This is a genomic window from Cupriavidus sp. BIS7 (assembly GCF_000292345.1).
GTDB lineage: Bacteria > Pseudomonadota > Gammaproteobacteria > Burkholderiales > Burkholderiaceae > Cupriavidus.
On record NZ_ALOU01000091.1, the window covers coordinates 1 to 16,031 of the forward strand.

The following is a 16,031-nucleotide window of genomic DNA, read 5'->3' on the forward strand; positions in this document are numbered from 1 at the left end:
CAGCATTTGCCCTACGAGTGGGTAGAGCAGGCGGTGCGTGCCACCGGTACGGCGAGCCTTCGGCGCCGGCGCTTGCCCGCGGAGCAGGTGGTCTGGCTGGTGATCGCGCTGGCCCTGTACCGGCATCAGTCAATCAGCGAGATTGTCGATGATCTCGATCTGGCGCTGCCTTCGGCCGCCGCCCCGTTTGTCAGCAAGAGCGCCGTAGCGCAAGCGCGGCAACGGACCGGATACGCGCCTCTGGCATGGCTGTTTCACGAGTCGGCTGACGCCTGGAGCCGGCAGGATGCGCCCAGCTATGCGTTCAAAGGACTGAGTCTGCTGGCGATGGACGGGACGATCCTGCGTACCGCCGACAGCCCGGCCAACCGTGAACACTTCGGCGCTCAGGTCTATCCGAGCGGCAAGCTGGCGAGCTACCCGCAAGTGCGTGCCGTCACGCTGACGGCCATTCCAACGCATCTGATCCGCGACATCGAATTCGGCCGCTATGACACCAACGAGATGCTGTATGCCAAGCAACTCGTACCACGCATCCCGGACGATTCGGTTACGGTATTCGACAAGGGCTTTCTGGCCGCCGAGATCCTGTGCGGACTCACTTCCGGCGGTCACAATCGGCACTTCGTGATCCCAGCCAAGGCGAACACGCGCTGGGAGGTTGTCGAGGGCAAGCCCGACGATGCCACGGTGCGCATGCGCGTGTCACCCCAAGCGCGAAAGAAGTGTCCAGAATTGCCTGAGTTCTGGGAGGCGCGCGCCATCCGCACGATCGACGCGCGCGGCCGCGAACGGGTTTTGCTGACGTCCCTGCGGGACCGCCGCCGCTTCAAACCAGCTGATATCGCCGCGTGCTACACCCGTCGCTGGCAGATCGAGACAAGCTACCGAGAGCTCAAGCAATCCATGCTTGGGATGGAGCTGACATTGCGCAGCCAGACGGTAGATGGGGTCTACCAGGAAATCTGGGGCGCGCTGATTGCCTACAACCTGATTCGGCTGGAGATGGCCAAGGCGGCGCTCGAAGCCAAAATCGCTCCGACCGACATCAGCTTTATACGGGCCTTCCACACCATCCAATACGAACTGATGTGGGCTGCCGCGACTCGATCACACGGCAAACTGCCTGCTCTACTAGAGCGCTTGCGCGAGCGCCTGAAAGCGCTCCCAAATGAAAAACGACCCGCGCGCTTATGCGCACGGGTCGTTAAGTCTCGGCCTTCTCGCTACACCGTTCGGTACCTGAGAAAGGACCTTAACTGAACGGCATTACAGCCGAAGCTGCCTTTTTTGTTTGCGTGACGCCGTGAATCTTAGTTGGCGCGGCTGCGGTATTCGCCGGTACGCGTGTCGATTTCGATCTTGTCACCGATGTTGCAGAACAGCGGCACTTGCAGTTCGAAGCCGGTGTTGATCTTGGCGCCCTTGAGCACCTTGCCCGACGAGGTGTCGCCCTTGACGGCCGGTTCGGTGTAGATGATTTCACGGACCAGCGTGGTCGGCATTTCCACCGAGATGGCCTTGTCGTTGTAGAACACGACTTCCACGTTCATGCCGTCTTCGAGGTAGTTCAGCGAATCACCCATGCTGTCCTTCTCGACTTCGTACTGGTTGAACTCGGTGTCCATGAACACGTACATCGGGTCAGCGAAGTACGAGAACGTGCATTCGCGGCGCTCGAGCACCACCACTTCAAACTTGTCGTCAGCCTTGAAGACGGACTCGCCCGGGGCGTCCGTCAGCAGGTTCTTGTACTTCATCTTGACGACGGCGGCGTTACGGCCCGACTTGTTGTACTCGGCCTTCTGAACCACCATCGGGTCGGAACCGATCATGAACACGTTGCCGACGCGGAGTTCCTGTGCGATTTTCATCTGAACTGTTTTCCTGAAAAAAATGGTCCGGGATCGTTGAGTTGCCCGGAATTCGGTATGGCGAAGGCGCGCAGCCGGCGTTTGCTGTTCTTGGGCCTTTGAACTTGGCTCGCCATCAAAATCAACCCGTTATTTTACCCGATTTTCGCAGAATGCCACGAGATTCGCGGCCAGATCGCCCAAGTGCTGCAACTGCCGCTGCCAGCGGTCCATGTCCGACGTCAGCGCCGGGAGTTGTGCGTGCAGCGCCGCCCAGTCAGGTGCGTGACCATAGGCGTTCCATGCGCGCGTGAATGCCGTCAGTGCGTCGGATGCCTGCGGCGTCACGCCCGAGTGCGCGAAACGCTCGAGCCACGCATCGAGCTTGACGCGGTGCGCGTGGTCGTCCTGCGGATAGATGTGCCAGACCATCGGCTTTGCCGCCCAGTGGGCGCGCACGCAGGAGTCTTCGCCGCGCACGAAATTGATGTCGCAGGCCCACAGCAGTTCGTCATAGTGCTCCTGCCGTACGAACGGGATGCATTGCACGGTCAGGCTGCCGCGCTGGTGCGATGTGCCGGGGTGCAGCGTGGCGCCGAGCCACTCGCCAGCCTGCGTTGCTGCCAGCCCCTGCGGCACAAGGCACTGAATTGGCGTTGCACTGTTGCGCCACTGTTCAAGCAGGGCAGGTAGCGCCGGGTTGGTGTAGGCGAACAGGCTTGCCCGCAGCGCCCCGGCAACAGGCTGCACGCCCAGCCGGTGCCAGAGTGTGGCCTGTGCCGCAGGGCTGCCGAGGAATGCGGCGCGCGACGCGCCAATCATCGATTCGCGCAGCAGTCCGCCCGTGCCGTGCGCAAAGCCGGGGAAGAAGAAGTACTTTGTCAGCGGCAGGCGCGGGTGCGGTGAGGTCATGGCGTGATGCTCGCTGACCCATGCTTCGGCGCTCAGATATTCGAGATTGATCCACACGGGCTTGCGTTCCGCCGCGGCCATGCGTGCAAGGCAGGGCTCGGGCAAGTGGCATGCAAAAGCTTCGATCACGACGTCGTGCGGGGTGACGGGATCGAACGGGGCGTCAGGTTGCGGATTCCAGATGCGCACGTCCACGCCGGCCAGGCGCTGGTGGGTGGCCGACGGGTCGATCTCGGGCGCCAGCCGTGCAAAGCTTGCAAGGTCGTCGACCCAGAGCCTGACTGCATGGCCATGCTCCTGCGCCAACTGGCGCGCCAGGCGCCAGCAGACGCCGATGTCGCCAAAGTTGTCGATGACGGTGCAGAAGATGTCCCAGGAGCGGATTGGCATGACGGTGACGGCCCGCCGCGTGTGAAGAGTGCGGCGGGCGAATTGCTCTAAACTTGCGATTCTAGAGCCAGCGCCCCCTGTTGGCGCAGTGCGTGACACTTTTCATCGACCGATGCCCGAGCAGGAACCCGTTCCACCGATTGAGTCACCGTCGCCAGATTCCGGCGCTCCGGAGCCGGCCGACGCCCCGGCGTTCGACCCGCGCCCGATCCTTGCGCGCATGCCGGGTTTGCCGGGTGTCTATCGCTATTTCGATGTCGATGGCAACGTACTCTACGTCGGCAAGGCGCGCGACCTGAAGAAGCGGGTATCGAGCTACTTCAACAAGACGCAGTTGTCGCCGCGTATCGCAATGATGGTGGGCAAGATCGTGCGGATCGAGACCACGGTTGTGCGGACCGAAGCGGAAGCGCTGCTGCTAGAGAACAATCTCATCAAGGCGCTGGCGCCGCGTTACAACATCCTGTTTCGCGACGACAAGTCCTATCCATTCCTGAAGCTGACCGGGCACAAGTTCCCGCGCATGGCGTACTACCGCGGCGCGACCGATCGCAAGCACCAGTACTTCGGCCCGTTCCCTAGCGCTCACGCGGTGCGCGAGAGCATGCAGATACTGCAGAAGGTGTTCCAGTTGCGGACCTGCGAGGACACGGTCTTCAACAATCGAACGCGTCCGTGCCTGCTGCATCAGATCCACCGCTGCACGGCGCCGTGCGTAGGGGCGATCAGCGAGGCCGATTACACGCGCGATGTGAACAACGCGGCGCGCTTCCTGCAAGGCCGCGAGACCGAGGTCCTGGAGGGCCTGCAGTCCAAGATGGAGACCCATGCGGTGCAGCTTGAGTTCGAGCAGGCCGCAGCGGTGCGTGACCAGATCTCCGCGCTGTCCACCGTGCTCAAGCGTCAGGCTGTGGAAGAGGTCGGTCAGACGCGCGATATCGACATCCTCGCCGTGGCGGTGCAGGGTGGCCGCGCCTGCGTGAACCTGGCGATGGTGCGTGGCGGGCGGCATCTGGGCGACAAGGCGTACTTCCCTGCCCACGTGGATGAGGCGGCGATGATCGTCGAGGAAACCGATGAGGCGGAGGAGTCTGGCGCTGCCGCTGAGGCAGGCCCGCTTCCGGTCGAACGCATTGCCACGCGCGTGCTTTCCGCTTTCATGGTGCAGCACTACCTGGATCAGGCGCCGCCGCCGATCGTCGTGGTCAGCCACTTGCCGGCTGATGGCGCGGTGGTGGAGGCCCTGTCGATGCAGGCTGGCCGCAAGATCGCGCTGGTGCGTCAGCCGCAGGGGCAGCGCAAGGTCTGGCTGGAAATGGCCGCGCAAGGCGCTGACCTGGCGCTGGCGCGCCGGCTGGCCGAGCAAGGCAGCCAGGAAGCGCGTACGCGCGCGCTGGCCGAGACGATCAGCCTCGACATGGAGGATCTGGCGCTGCTGCGTGTCGAGTGTTTCGACATCAGCCATACGGCGGGTGAGGCAACGCAGGCATCGTGCGTGGTGTTCCATCATCACGAGATGCAGAACAGCGAATATCGCCGCTACAACATCGCCGATATCACGCCCGGCGACGACTACGCGGCAATGCGCCAGGTGCTGACGCGGCGGTACCAGAAGCTTGTGGAGCAGCTTCAGGAAGACGGCGGCGATCCGAATGGCGACAGCGGCGACGGCGTGCCCCGCATGCCGCGCATCGTATTGATCGATGGCGGCAAGGGTCAGGTGGAAGTGGCGCGGCAGGTGTTCGAGGAACTGGGTCTCGATATCGGCCTGCTGGTTGGCGTAGCCAAGGGCGAGGGACGCAAGGTCGGGCTGGAGACGCTGGTGTTCGCCGATGGGCGGCCTTCGCTGGAACTGGGGCAGGGCAGTGCGGCGCTGATGCTGGTGGCGCAGATCCGCGATGAGGCGCACCGCTTTGCGATCACGGGCATGCGTGCACGCCGGGCCAAGGCTCGGACCACTTCGCGGCTCGAGGAGATCGAGGGCGTTGGAGCCCGCCGGCGGCAGAAGCTGCTGACGCGTTTTGGTGGGCTGCGCGGCGTGATGGCGGCCAGCATCGATGAACTTGCCAGTGTCGAAGGCATCTCCCGGACGTTGGCCGAGGAAATCTACCGCCAGTTGCACTAGTGCCGGCACCACCGGCATTAGGCACCAGGCGTCACTGCAGCACTATCTGGGCGGCTTTCGGCCCGAATTCACGAGGTCGGGCCGAAATCGGCGACAATCGCGGCATCCGACATCGCCAACCGGTCCTGTCTCCCCGGGAACGCACAGACCTTGCTCCGCCCATGCCTCTGAACATCCCCATCCTGCTGACCTGGCTTCGCGTGGCCATGATCCCGCTAGTTGTCGGGGTCTTTTACCTGCCCGAGGCCTGGTTGCCGATGCACACCAAGAACGTTACCGCGGCATCGTTCTTCATCATTGCCGCGGCGACCGACTGGCTGGATGGATTCCTTGCGCGGCGCTGGAACCAGACATCGTCCTTCGGCGCGTTCCTCGATCCGGTGGCGGACAAGCTCATGGTGACGGCGGCGCTGCTGTCGCTGCTGGCCCTGGGCCGCGTGGCGGACCTGATCGCGCTGATCATCATCGGGCGCGAGATCACGATTTCCGCGTTACGCGAATGGATGGCCCAGATCGGCGCATCGAAGAGCGTGGCCGTGAACTTCCTTGGCAAGCTCAAGACCACCGTGCAGATGATCGCCATCCCGTTGCTGCTGTTCAATGACGCGGTGTTCGGCGTCGATGCGTCGTTGCTTGGCGGCTGGATGATCTATTTGGCGGCCGTGCTTACGCTGTGGTCGATGTTCTATTACATGAAGCTTGCCTGGCCGCAGATCCGTGAGCGAAGCGAGGTCGTTGGCGAGGCGCGCGCACAAAAATGAAGATTGATGCAAAAAGTTGTTGACGAGCCGGATCGTCCTTTGCAATAATCTCGTTCTCGCTGCTGACGACGCAAACGAAAGCAGCAAGATAAGCGGTACTTAGCGCGAAATGCCGGCATAAAGCTGCGTGTTTAAAAGAAGTTGCGCGATAGTCTGCTTTTCGGTAAGATGCAGGGCCCTGCGGGAGTAGCTCAGTTGGTAGAGCGCAACCTTGCCAAGGTTGAGGTCGCGAGTTCGAGACTCGTCTCCCGCTCCAGGTTAAATGCATCCGGTGATATGACGAAGTAGGTGCAAGTCATCGGATCGGCAGCAGTGCTGCCAAAGCAGTAAAAGTTGTAGTAGTACGCGGGAGTAGCTCAGTTGGTAGAGCGCAACCTTGCCAAGGTTGAGGTCGCGAGTTCGAGACTCGTCTCCCGCTCCAATCCCAAAGGGAAGCAGCGCTTCCCTTTTTCTTTCTCGGGATTGCCTCCGCGTTGCAGTGCCATCGGTACGACGGCCGCAGCGAATCCGGATACAATCCAGCATCGTCACCTGGCGGGGTGGCAGAGTGGTTATGCAGCGGCCTGCAAAGCCGTGTACGCCGGTTCGATTCCGACCTCCGCCTCCAGTTGCAAGCAAACGGCGCCCATGTGGCGCCGTTTTGTTTTCCATCGCCGCATCCCCGCATCCCCGCTTCCCAGTTTCTCGGAATATCGCCAAGCATTTTGCGATTTTTCTCACGTTGGCCTGCGTGGCGTGCGTGTTACATTACGCCATGCCGTACGCATCCGGGACGGCGCCTGGCGTGGCAAGCCACCTCGCGTAGTCGTATTCCGATGCTTTGCTTTCTCCCTGCCCCTGCCGTGGAGCGTTGCGCTGCATGTCTGTGCCGCATGTCTGCGCTGCATCTCGCGCCCTCGGTTCGCGGCTGCTCTTCCCTTACCACTCGTCAATTGATCCCGCCCGCGAAGGGCGTGATCTCGTCGTGCGATGTCCCGCAGCGGGATCGCGCGAGGGGCGGGTGGTCCCCAAAACATCGAGACAACCGGAAAGGAACCCCAGACGCATGCATCACGCCACCCCGCTCATCAGCACAATCGTCGGCGGTATCGTGCTGGCGTTCATTCTGGGTGCGATCGCCAACAAGTTCCGGCTTCCGCCGCTGATTGGCTATCTGTGCGCGGGCATCGTGGTGGGGCCGCACACGCCGGGCTACACGGCCGATCAGGCTCTGGCGCCGGAGTTGGCGGAACTTGGGGTGATCCTGCTGATGTTCGGGGTTGGCCTGCATTTCTCGGTCAAGGACCTGATGGCCGTGAAGAAGATCGCCATTCCTGGCGCCATCGTGCAGATTGGCATTGCCACGGCGCTTGGCATGCTGGTGGCGTGGGGGTTTGACTGGTCTTGGGGGCAAGGGCTCGTGTACGGACTGGCGCTCTCTGTGGCCAGTACCGTGGTGCTGCTGCGTGCGCTGCAGGAGCGCGATTTGGTCGAATCGCCCCAGGGGCGCATTGCCGTGGGCTGGCTGATCGTCGAAGACCTGGCAATGGTGCTGACACTGGTGCTGCTGCCGGCGATGGCAGGGCTGCTGGGCGGTGCTGACGACCCGGGCGCGGCATCGCCGGGTACGATGGCAGTGTTGATCGAAATCCTCTCGACGCTCGGCAAGGTGGCCGCATTTGTGGTGGTGATGCTGGTGATTGGCCGCCGCTTTATTCCGTGGATGCTCGAGCGCATCGTCTGGACAGGCAGCCGCGAACTGTTCCGCCTGGGGGTGCTGGCCACCGCGCTGGGCGTGGCCTTTGGCGCCTATTCGCTGTTCGGTGTGTCGTTTGCGCTGGGGGCCTTCTTCGCGGGCATGGTGCTGGCCGAGTCCGAGTTCAGCCATCGCGCGGCAGAAGAATCGCTGCCGCTGCGCGACGCCTTTGCCGTGCTGTTCTTCGTCTCGGTGGGAATGCTGTTCGACCCGATGGTTCTCGTCAACGACCCGTGGGGCGTGCTGGCGACGCTGCTGATCATCGTCGTGGGCAAGTCGTTGGCCGCACTGGGTATCGTGCGCGCGTTCGGCCACAACAACCGCACCGGCCTGACGATTGCCGTGAGCCTGGCGCAGATCGGCGAGTTCTCGTTCATTCTGGCCAGCCTGGGTGTCTATCTGAAGATCCTGCCAGAGCGTGGCCAGGCGCTGATCCTGGCGGGGGCGCTGCTGTCGATCCTGCTCAACCCGGTGCTGTTCCATCTGCTCGATCGCTACACCGCGCGCGAAGACGAACGGCGAGATCCGCAGCCGGCCTGACCGCAGTCAGGCACCAACGCCGGGCGCTGCCCCGCGCAGGTACTCCGTGAACGCAAGCAGGCCCTGGGTGGGGAACTTGTCCTGATGGACAACCAGCTGGAGCGGACGAATCACGCGTGGCAGCCCGCTTTTCAGCGCCACGAGCAGGCCGCGCTCGATCTCGTCGCGCACCACATGCAGTGACAGGCAACTGACGCCAAAGCCGCTCATGACCGCCCGCTTGATGGCTTCGGCATTGCCAAGCTCCAGCGCAAAACGCAATGCGCCGAGTTCCGGCACGAGGCGGGCCTCGATGACTTCGCGCGTGCCGGAACCGGGCTCACGCACAATCCAGTCGGCGTCACGCAGCATGTCGTGATATTGCTCGGACTGCTCCCCGGCCAGCGCAAGCGGATGCGAGGGGCCAACCACTACCACCATCTCGTCGTCGCACCAATGCACGCTGCGCAGATCGCGCTCATGGCTGGTGCCTTCGATCAAGCCGATGTCGGCTTCGAATTTCAGTAGCGCCTGCAGCACGTCCTGCGTATTGCCGATGCGCATGTCGAGCGCACACGGGCCGGTCTGGGCATTGCGGAATCCCGCCAGCAGGGCGGGCAGGATGTAGCTGCCAATCGTATTGCTGGCCGCGATGCGCAGTTGCACGCCGCCTTCGGACGCAAAGCGCTCCAGTTCCTGGGCCTGATCGAGCAACGACAGCGCGCGGGGGAAGAACTGTCTCCCCGCCTCGTTGATCGCCAGGCGGCGGGCCACACGGTCGAATAGCGGGCCGTTCAAGGCGCGCTCCAGTTCCGCCAGCGATGCGCTGACCGCCGATTGCGACATGGCCAGCGCGTCTGCCGCGGCTATCGTGCTGCCGTGCTGGGCGACGGCTACAAATACCTGCAACTGCCGCAGGGTCAGGCGTAACGGGCGTTGGTCCATGATCTATCGAGACACTCGGTAATGACTAGCGATATTACCCGTTTTACAGGTTAGACGGGGATGTCTACCCTGCAACGTACCCGATGAGCCTCCGTTGCCGCCATGTCCTCGTCCCCCGTTACTCCTGCGATTTCCACCGTTCCCCAGTCGGCGCTGACGCTCTGGCGCATGCGGCTTGTGACGTTGCTGCCACTCGGTGCGATAGCCTGGCTTTCCATGGTGCTCGCGGATCACCCGGCCATCTCGCGGTACGGCCTGTCTGCCCTGACGCTGGCAATGGGCGCCGGGATGGTTGCTGCGAACACGATGCCCAAACACTGGCTCCAGCCGCTTGCTCCCGGCATGCAGTTCGCGCGGCACCATCTGCTGCGCCTGGGCGTGGCGCTGTATGGCCTCCGCCTGACTTTCGGTGCGATTGCGGCACTCGGTATCGGCGGCGTGGTGGTACCGCTGACGATGCTGGTCGCCACGCTGCTGTTTGGCACTTGGGTTGGTACCTCGTTCTTCGGCCTCAGCCGCCGCGAAGCAATCCTGGTAAGCGCCGGCAGCGCGGTCTGCGGTGCGGCCGCTGCGATTGCCGTGTCGTCGGTCGTACGTACCGACGACCGCCAGACGGCCGTGGCGGTGGCAACCGTGGTGCTGTTCGGCACGGTCGGCATGCTGCTGTATCCGTGGCTCTTCGAGCTGGCCACGCAACATTGGCATGTTGCTGTGAGCGAGCGGGTGTTCGGTATTTTCACGGGTGCCACCTTGCATGAAGTGGCCCAGGTCATTGCGTCCGGCAAGATGGTCAGCGATGCCACCGCAGATGCGGCCGTGGTGGCGAAGATGGTGCGCGTGCTGGCGCTGGGCCCGCTGCTGCTGATCATGGCGCTGTGGCCGCGCACTAGCTGGTCGCAGGCTTCCGGCGGTTCGCGCAACCTGCGCGGCCTGCTGCGCTCGGTGCCGTGGTTCGCGCTCGGGTTCGTGGCCATCATGGCCCTCAATTCGGCCGCACTGGTACCCGCGGAGTGGAAGCCCAGTCTGATCGCGCTGGACAACTGGATGCTGGCCTGTGCGATGCTTGCCATCGGCCTGCATACGCGCATCGGGGATCTGCTGCGCGCTGGCCGCAAGCCCCTGGCCCTGGCGGGCGTCCTGTTTGTCTTCCTGATGGTTGTTGGTGCGGCGCTCTGCTCGCAGTTGGCCTGATGGGGATTGGGTAATCCAGGCGCTGGCGGCGCCCCCTGGACGGACAAAAAAAGACCGCGGCCTTGTGGTCGCGGTGAAAGGGGGAATTTGCGAAAGGAGTCATCGCATTCTGCTGTGGCTTCCCTTATCCCCTGTTGCTATAGGGCGGCTATAGGGCGGCTATAGGGCGGCTATAGGGCGCTGCGGTCAAACGAATTGCGTTCATGGACCTGGCCGTCACACCCGTAGATCAGCAACTCCGCCCTTGTCTGCTTCGCCAACTGGGTGGCTACGGCGATGGCTGCCTCCCGAGACTGGTACCGTGTGCGGGTTCCCGTTCCTTCGATGGCAATTGCCCATTCGTTTTCGTGAGGAAGAACATGGATGTCGCCGGACATAGTGACTCTCCAATGCTGTACTGGTCCTGGTCCTATGCCTGGTTGACCAACTCCACGTCCCGAGAATCGATCGGAGCGTCTGGATCGGAGTCGCGCTCGTAGATCATCAGGAGGGCATCCTCTTCGATTGCACGATGAACGCCTGCGGAGATTGCGGCGCTGCGGCACGCATATGCAGTTCGTTCGCCGTTGGATTCGACGGACCACCGCTCGTCGTTGGAGAACAGGACCTTGATGATAGACGTTGACATTCACATTCCTTTTCCGTGGGGCACGTCTTTGTTTTATGCGAAATCGGCGGACTCCGAAGTAGGACGATTTCCGATTCTGTGAGTCGGCTCATACCCTCCAGCTTCCATGTGAGTCATCAGGACTGCCAGCCTGTTCATGGCTCGCGTTGAACGATGGCGAGCATGATGAGCGCGCGGTGCTTGATGAGTTCCTGGAGGCTATCGCGCATGCCATCTCGCAGGTTCTCGGCGGGCTCAATGTCAACGCCGTCGATTTTCAGCTGCTCGATGCGCCTTTCCTGCGCGTCTATGCGCTTCTCCAATCGCTCGATGACCTGATTCGTTTCGTGCAGGTCTTCGAGGTGCTCGCCCAATCTGCGTGTGATCTCCGGTGACAGTCGCATGATTACCTCCATGCTGGTACCCCTTGCTGGTACCCCTGTAACCACAGATAGTCGAACGGAAAGCAGTCAGGTATCGGGCGGCGTCCTACAACGGGTGGCTCAGGGGTTTCTCCATGGCAGCGGTGGCGGTTGCCGTCATCATGTCCGGATGAGAAGTGCAACGGGCAGCACGGTCAGGATGTCCCTCAGGCGCAGCCATCCGGCATAAGCGTGCACGTCATGCCCGGTCAACACGTCCGTCCAGTCGCCGTCGGCCGGCAACGCGGTATCGAGCCATAGCTGGGGCGCGATGCGCGGCAGTTCACGATCGACGTGGCGGGCGGCCAGACGTGTGGCCACGACAACGGCTTCTGACCGCCCATCGCGCCGTGCAAATGCCAGCACATGCTGCGCCATGGGGCCGCTGGCCTGCAGAGGGATGTAGCTGCCCTCGCTGAATAGCGCTGGCTGCTCGCGCCGACACTGCAGCACGCAGCGGATGATCTGCTGCTTGATGCACCCATCGCGCCAGTGCGCGAGCCAGTGCTGCCAGCCGGCGTGGTCTTCAATCCGTGATTGCAGCCGGACGAAATCGGGTGGCCGACGATTGTCGGGATCGACCAGACTGAAGTCCCAGGTTTCATTGCCCTGATAGCGATCCGGCACTCCCGGTGCAGTCAACTCGATCAATGTCTGCGACAGGCTGTTCAGTGCGGCGGCACTGCCGATTCTGCCGGCAAACCGCCCGATGCTATCGAGTACGCTGTCGGCACCACCGGTAGCGAGTGCATCGAGGAACGCATCGGCGGCGGCTTCATATGCAGCATCAGGCTGCGTCCAGTTGCCGTGGCGCTTCGCTTCGCGAATTGCCTTTCGTTGCCACTCGCGAATGCGGCCAATGAAGTCATGCCGTGCGTCCTCGGCCTCCATGGTGTGAGGATCGGCTGGCCATGCCCCCAGCACGGTCTGGTAGAGCATCAAGCGGTCGGCGCCGTCGGGTCTGGCTGGCGAAGCGGCCAGTGCCGCCAGGCGGGACTCCCAGTCTTCGACGGCCTCGGCCCATTCGTCAGCCAGTTCGCCAAGCACCGCCAGCCGCATTCGCGCATCTTCACCGCGCTTGTGATCATGAGTGGCGACGGCCAGCATTGCATGGGGATACGCTTGCTGCCGCGCTCGCATGCGCGCGTGAAAGCGCTCCGGCGACATGGCAAGCGTGCCCGGACAACTGCCGACCTCATTGCGCGATAGCAGCCGACCATAGCGATAGAACGCGGTGTCCTCGGTCGATTTTGCCGCGAGCGCGGTCATCAATTGCTGAAGGCGCGCGCGTATCGCATCAAGCTCAATCCCGGGCCGTGGGTCGTAACGCAAGCAACCGAGGATGAGATCGAGCGCGTTGGATTCGTCGGGCGACAGGTGCCCGCGCGCGGCGCGTGTTGCACTGGAAATCGCAGCATCGTCGAATGGTGCGTCGTGCCTGGCCGCTGCCGATCGATAGCAGCGATAGACGGGAAATGCGGTCAGGAACTCCGTCAACGCACGGCGAATCGCGTGGTGCGTCACGTCGCGCGTGGGAATCGCCGCCCGCGCCAGCGCCAGCAGCCGCGTGCAGAGCCAATCGAATTCGGCAACCAGATGGCGGGCCAGAACGCGGCGCCTGGCAGCATGCACGTGTTCATCGTAGGTGCGGGCGTCGCCACTGATCCACGTCCACAGCGCATCGAGCCGATCCTTGCCGTGCGAATCATGCAGCACGGCGGAAACGTCGTTCATGAAGTCGTACCCGGTGGTGCCGTCGACTTGCCAATCGGGCGGGAGTGACTCCTCCTCGCCAAGGATCTTCTCGACAACGATCCATGGACGACCCGGACGCAGGCTTTGCAGGCGCTCACGCAATCGTCGGCAGTAGGTCGCCGGGTCCGCCAGTCCGTCGACGTGATCGATCCGCAGGCCGTCGATCCAGCCTTCCTGGTACAAGCGGAATGGCAGCGCGTGTACGGCATCGAATACGTCAGCACGCTCCTCGCACACGCCGACCAGATCGGCAATTTCGAAGAAGCGGCGCCAGTTCAGCGTGGCCGCGCCGGTACGCCACCAGGCCAGACGATAGTGCTGGCGCTCAAGCAGCGCGTGCAGCGCTTCCGGGGTGGTTGCCAGAAGGGCATCGTCCGGTACGGGGTCTGCCAATGGCAGGTCATGATCGCCATAGCGCAGCGTGACAGTACCAGCGTTGTCCCGTGCAACGGCGATGGCACTGCTTTGCAGTGTGTGCCAGTACGTATCGGCAAGAATCGGCAGCAACACCTTGCCTTGCACTGCGGGATCGGGGGCGCACCAGTCGATGTCGAACACATGTGCGAAGGGGCTTTCAATGCCGCGCGCCAGTACGTCGCGCCACCATGCGTTATGCGTGGCATCGGCGGCCATGTGATTGGGGACGATGTCGATCACGATGCCAAGCCGCGCTGCGCGGGCTTGCGTAGCGAACAAGCGGAATGTGGCTTCGCCGCCGAGCGCGGGGCTGATCTGCGTGTAGTCGGTCACGTCATAGCCGTGGGCCGAGCCCGGCCGCGCGGTGGTGATCGGAGACAGATACAGGTGGCTCATGCCAAGCGCGCTGTAATAGGGGATCAGCGCCGCGGCGTCCGCGAACGTGAAGTCAGCATGAAGCTGCAGCCGCGCGGTTGCGCGTGGGATCTCCGGGGGAGCGGGTTGTGGCATGGCTCGCGCGTTTCAAGCGTCAAGCAGGCAGGTCACGCAGCAATGCGCGGGCAGCGTGCCTGCGGCCAGCGAAGCCATCGCACCGGGCTGGCTGGCATGGAGCGACCGCCCTCCGTCGCAGTCGGCGCGATCGGCAATTACCGGTTCCTCACCAAGGTTCAGCCAGATCGACAGCAGGCTGCCATCGCCAAGGCGCCAGCGTGCAACCAACGCCTTCTCGCCGAGTATCGTCACGCCCGTGGCCTTGGTGTTGGGCAGGCGGGGCACCAGTTCGTGCCGGCGGATCGACAGCAGTTCGCCGTAATAGTGGAGCCATGCGCGGCAGTTGCCGTTGGATTCGTCGCAGACAGCGCGCGAAGCTTCGAAGGTCTCAGGTGCATTGGGGTCTGGCATTGGGGCCGCGTTCATGCCGCCGTACGAAGCCAACGATGCAGCGATTTCGCGCCCCCGTCCTTCGCGCGTTGCCTGCGCCAGTTCGGGCGGATGATCGGTGAAAAAGAGGAACGGCGTGTGCGCACCAAACTCTTCGCCCATGAACACCAGCGGAATCTGTGGGCACAGCAGCTGCATCGCCACGGCAGCGCGCAGCGCATCGGGCTCCGCCAGCGTCGCAAGCCGCTCGCCGAACGCTCGATTGCCGGTCTGGTCGTGGTTCTGCAGAAACATCACGAACGAGGTCGGCGGCAATTCTGCGCTTGGCTGCCCCCTGTGGACCGTGCTTCTGCTGCTGCTGCTGCGATAAGCGGATATTTCCCCCTGCCATGCAAAGCCCTCGCTGAGCACGCGCGCCAGATGATGCAATGCGGGATTGCCTGTGTCGGGCACGGTACCTGGCACGTGAGCAGTGAAATCGCTGTAGTAGCCGTGGTGTTCGCCAGTCAGCAGCACATGCAGCGCGTGATGCGCATCGTCGTTCCACTGCGCGTCATAGCCGGCCTGAAGCAGTGCCACGTCGTTGTGATCGTTCTCCAGCACCAGATGCACGTGGCGATCCGGCAGGCACGACCGCAGATCGCTTGCCAGATCGGCCAGCCAGCCGGCATCCACGATGGCGTGTACCGCATCGAGCCGCAGGCCATCGAAGCGGAAGGAATCGAGCCAGTACCGGGCGTTCTCGCTGAAGAAGCAACGGACTTCGGGGTGGCGGAAGTCGATTGCCGGCCCCCATGGGGTTTGCTGGTCCGTCCGGAAGAACGCGCTCGCATATCGGTGCAGGTAGTTCCCGTCAGGGCCGAAGTGGTTGTAGACCACATCGAGCAGCACCATCAGGCCCAGCCCATGCGCGGTATCAATCAATGTGCGCAGGGCGTCAGGTGAGCCGTAGCTGCACTCGGGTGCGAAAGGCAGCACGCCGTCATAGCCCCAGTTTCGCCTGCCCGGGAATTCCGCCAGCGGCATCAGTTCGATGGCCGTGAAGCCCAGTGCGGCAAGCCGATGCAACTCGGCCGTGGCGCCGGCATAGCCGCCGTACAGGCCGACGTGCATCTCGTAGATCATCGCTTCATGCCAGGGTCGGCCGCGCCATTCGCGGTGTTTCCATGCAAAGCTTCCGGTGCCGTCCTCGCGTGGCAGACACAGCACGCTGGCACCGTGCACATCCTCGGTCTGCATGCGCGACGCGGGGTCGGGCACGATCGCACCATCGTCAAGGCGGAACCAGTAACGCGCGTCATCGCAGCAAGCCGTCACGGCTTCGAACCACCCGGGTTCCGCCTCGATCATTCGCACCGGGGGCATCGCGGCAACCTCCAGGCGGATTCCCTGTCCGGTCATATCCGGTGCCCACAGCCTGAAGCGCACGCGACCGTCAGCCAGGCGGACCGGGCCGAAGCGAAACGGCATGCCGGCGTCCTTGCAATTCGCTTGACCAGGATCGATGCCCAAAGTTT

At 63.2% G+C, this 16,031-nt stretch carries 13 protein-coding genes and 3 tRNA genes; 8 read left to right on the forward strand and 8 right to left on the reverse strand.

Annotated elements, in window-relative coordinates:
- The coding region (locus B552_RS0125015) for an IS4 family transposase (protein WP_019451802.1) at positions 1-1,263 on the forward strand (1,263 nt) is incomplete at its 5' end.
- Between the two features lie 50 nt (positions 1,264-1,313).
- Here B552_RS0125015 and efp read toward each other — a convergent pair.
- Together efp and earP are read right to left on the reverse strand one after the other, a co-directional pair.
- Positions 1,314-1,874 (reverse strand): elongation factor P, encoded by a 561-nt coding sequence (gene efp / locus B552_RS0125020; protein ID WP_019451803.1) that lies wholly within the window; start codon positions 1,872-1,874, stop codon positions 1,314-1,316.
- A 129-nt stretch (positions 1,875-2,003) separates the two neighbouring features.
- Positions 2,004-3,155, reverse strand: a complete 1,152-nt coding sequence (gene earP, locus B552_RS0125025) for an elongation factor P maturation arginine rhamnosyltransferase EarP (RefSeq protein WP_019451804.1) — start codon at positions 3,153-3,155, stop codon at positions 2,004-2,006.
- 112 nt (positions 3,156-3,267) lie between these two features.
- On the opposite strand from earP, the gene uvrC reads away from it, so the two are divergent.
- The 6 genes from uvrC to ybaL all read left to right on the forward strand — a co-directional run bounded on the left by uvrC (position 3,268) and on the right by ybaL (position 8,316).
- Positions 3,268-5,280 (forward strand): excinuclease ABC subunit UvrC, encoded by a 2,013-nt coding sequence (gene uvrC / locus B552_RS0125030; protein ID WP_019451805.1) that lies wholly within the window; start codon positions 3,268-3,270, stop codon positions 5,278-5,280.
- A gap of 161 nt (positions 5,281-5,441) precedes the next feature.
- A complete protein-coding gene (gene pgsA / locus B552_RS0125035) occupies positions 5,442-6,041 on the forward strand; it encodes a CDP-diacylglycerol--glycerol-3-phosphate 3-phosphatidyltransferase (RefSeq protein WP_019451806.1) in 600 nt (199 codons plus the stop codon).
- A gap of 180 nt (positions 6,042-6,221) precedes the next feature.
- A tRNA-Gly gene (locus tag B552_RS0125040) sits at positions 6,222-6,297 on the forward strand.
- Between the two features lie 89 nt (positions 6,298-6,386).
- A tRNA-Gly gene (locus tag B552_RS0125045) sits at positions 6,387-6,462 on the forward strand.
- A gap of 112 nt (positions 6,463-6,574) precedes the next feature.
- Positions 6,575-6,648: transfer RNA gene (locus B552_RS0125050), tRNA-Cys, on the forward strand.
- A gap of 438 nt (positions 6,649-7,086) precedes the next feature.
- The gene (gene ybaL, locus B552_RS27900) at positions 7,087-8,316 is read left to right on the forward strand and encodes a YbaL family putative K(+) efflux transporter (RefSeq protein WP_019451807.1); all 1,230 of its coding nucleotides are present in this window, start codon (positions 7,087-7,089) and stop codon (positions 8,314-8,316) included.
- 6 nt (positions 8,317-8,322) lie between these two features.
- On the opposite strand, the gene B552_RS0125060 is transcribed toward ybaL, so the two are convergent.
- Positions 8,323-9,240, reverse strand: a complete 918-nt coding sequence (locus tag B552_RS0125060; protein WP_019451808.1) for a LysR family transcriptional regulator — start codon at positions 9,238-9,240, stop codon at positions 8,323-8,325.
- Positions 9,241-9,408: 168 nt separating this feature from the next.
- On the opposite strand from B552_RS0125060, the gene B552_RS0125065 reads away from it, so the two are divergent.
- Positions 9,409-10,431: a YeiH family protein gene (locus tag B552_RS0125065; protein ID WP_019451809.1), complete on the forward strand. Its 1,023-nt coding sequence runs from the start codon at positions 9,409-9,411 to the stop codon at positions 10,429-10,431.
- Between the two features lie 170 nt (positions 10,432-10,601).
- Here B552_RS0125065 and B552_RS0125070 read toward each other — a convergent pair whose 3' ends face one another.
- From B552_RS0125070 to treZ, 5 genes are all read right to left on the reverse strand, one after another.
- Positions 10,602-10,808 carry a DUF2188 domain-containing protein gene (locus B552_RS0125070; RefSeq protein ID WP_019451810.1) on the reverse strand — a complete coding sequence of 69 codons (207 nt, stop codon included), beginning with the start codon at positions 10,806-10,808 and terminating at the stop codon, positions 10,602-10,604.
- Between the two features lie 32 nt (positions 10,809-10,840).
- On the reverse strand, positions 10,841-11,059 hold the full coding sequence (locus B552_RS0125075; RefSeq protein WP_019451811.1) for a hypothetical protein: 219 nt from the start codon (positions 11,057-11,059) through the stop codon (positions 10,841-10,843).
- A 134-nt stretch (positions 11,060-11,193) separates the two neighbouring features.
- The gene (locus B552_RS0125080) at positions 11,194-11,442 is read right to left on the reverse strand and encodes a hypothetical protein (RefSeq protein ID WP_019451812.1); all 249 of its coding nucleotides are present in this window, start codon (positions 11,440-11,442) and stop codon (positions 11,194-11,196) included.
- A 138-nt stretch (positions 11,443-11,580) separates the two neighbouring features.
- The gene (gene treY, locus B552_RS0125085; protein WP_019451813.1) at positions 11,581-14,142 is read right to left on the reverse strand and encodes a malto-oligosyltrehalose synthase; all 2,562 of its coding nucleotides are present in this window, start codon (positions 14,140-14,142) and stop codon (positions 11,581-11,583) included.
- Positions 14,143-14,154: 12 nt separating this feature from the next.
- Complete coding sequence (gene treZ, locus B552_RS27905; protein WP_237718361.1) at positions 14,155-15,984, reverse strand: malto-oligosyltrehalose trehalohydrolase; 1,830 nt, start codon at positions 15,982-15,984, stop codon at positions 14,155-14,157.
- Positions 15,985-16,031: the final 47 nt, after the last annotated feature.

Bases quoted from the DNA above. Each gene is read 5' to 3' on its own strand.
- ybaL (WP_019451807.1), top strand. From the start codon at position 7,087: ATGCATCACGCCACCCCGCTCATCAGCACAATCGTCGGCGGTATCGTG.
- efp (WP_019451803.1), bottom strand. From the start codon at position 1,874: ATGAAAATCGCACAGGAACTCCGCGTCGGCAACGTGTTCATGATCGGT.
- B552_RS0125080 (WP_019451812.1), bottom strand. From the start codon at position 11,442: ATGCGACTGTCACCGGAGATCACACGCAGATTGGGCGAGCACCTCGAA.
- treY (WP_019451813.1), bottom strand. From the start codon at position 14,142: ATGCCACAACCCGCTCCCCCGGAGATCCCACGCGCAACCGCGCGGCTG.
- pgsA (WP_019451806.1), top strand. From the start codon at position 5,442: ATGCCTCTGAACATCCCCATCCTGCTGACCTGGCTTCGCGTGGCCATG.
- B552_RS0125075 (WP_019451811.1), bottom strand. From the start codon at position 11,059: ATGTCAACGTCTATCATCAAGGTCCTGTTCTCCAACGACGAGCGGTGG.
- earP (WP_019451804.1), bottom strand. From the start codon at position 3,155: ATGCCAATCCGCTCCTGGGACATCTTCTGCACCGTCATCGACAACTTT.
- B552_RS0125065 (WP_019451809.1), top strand. From the start codon at position 9,409: ATGCGGCTTGTGACGTTGCTGCCACTCGGTGCGATAGCCTGGCTTTCC.
- B552_RS0125070 (WP_019451810.1), bottom strand. From the start codon at position 10,808: ATGTCCGGCGACATCCATGTTCTTCCTCACGAAAACGAATGGGCAATT.
- treZ (WP_237718361.1), bottom strand. From the start codon at position 15,984: ATGCCGTTTCGCTTCGGCCCGGTCCGCCTGGCTGACGGTCGCGTGCGC.
- uvrC (WP_019451805.1), top strand. From the start codon at position 3,268: ATGCCCGAGCAGGAACCCGTTCCACCGATTGAGTCACCGTCGCCAGAT.
- B552_RS0125060 (WP_019451808.1), bottom strand. From the start codon at position 9,240: ATGGACCAACGCCCGTTACGCCTGACCCTGCGGCAGTTGCAGGTATTT.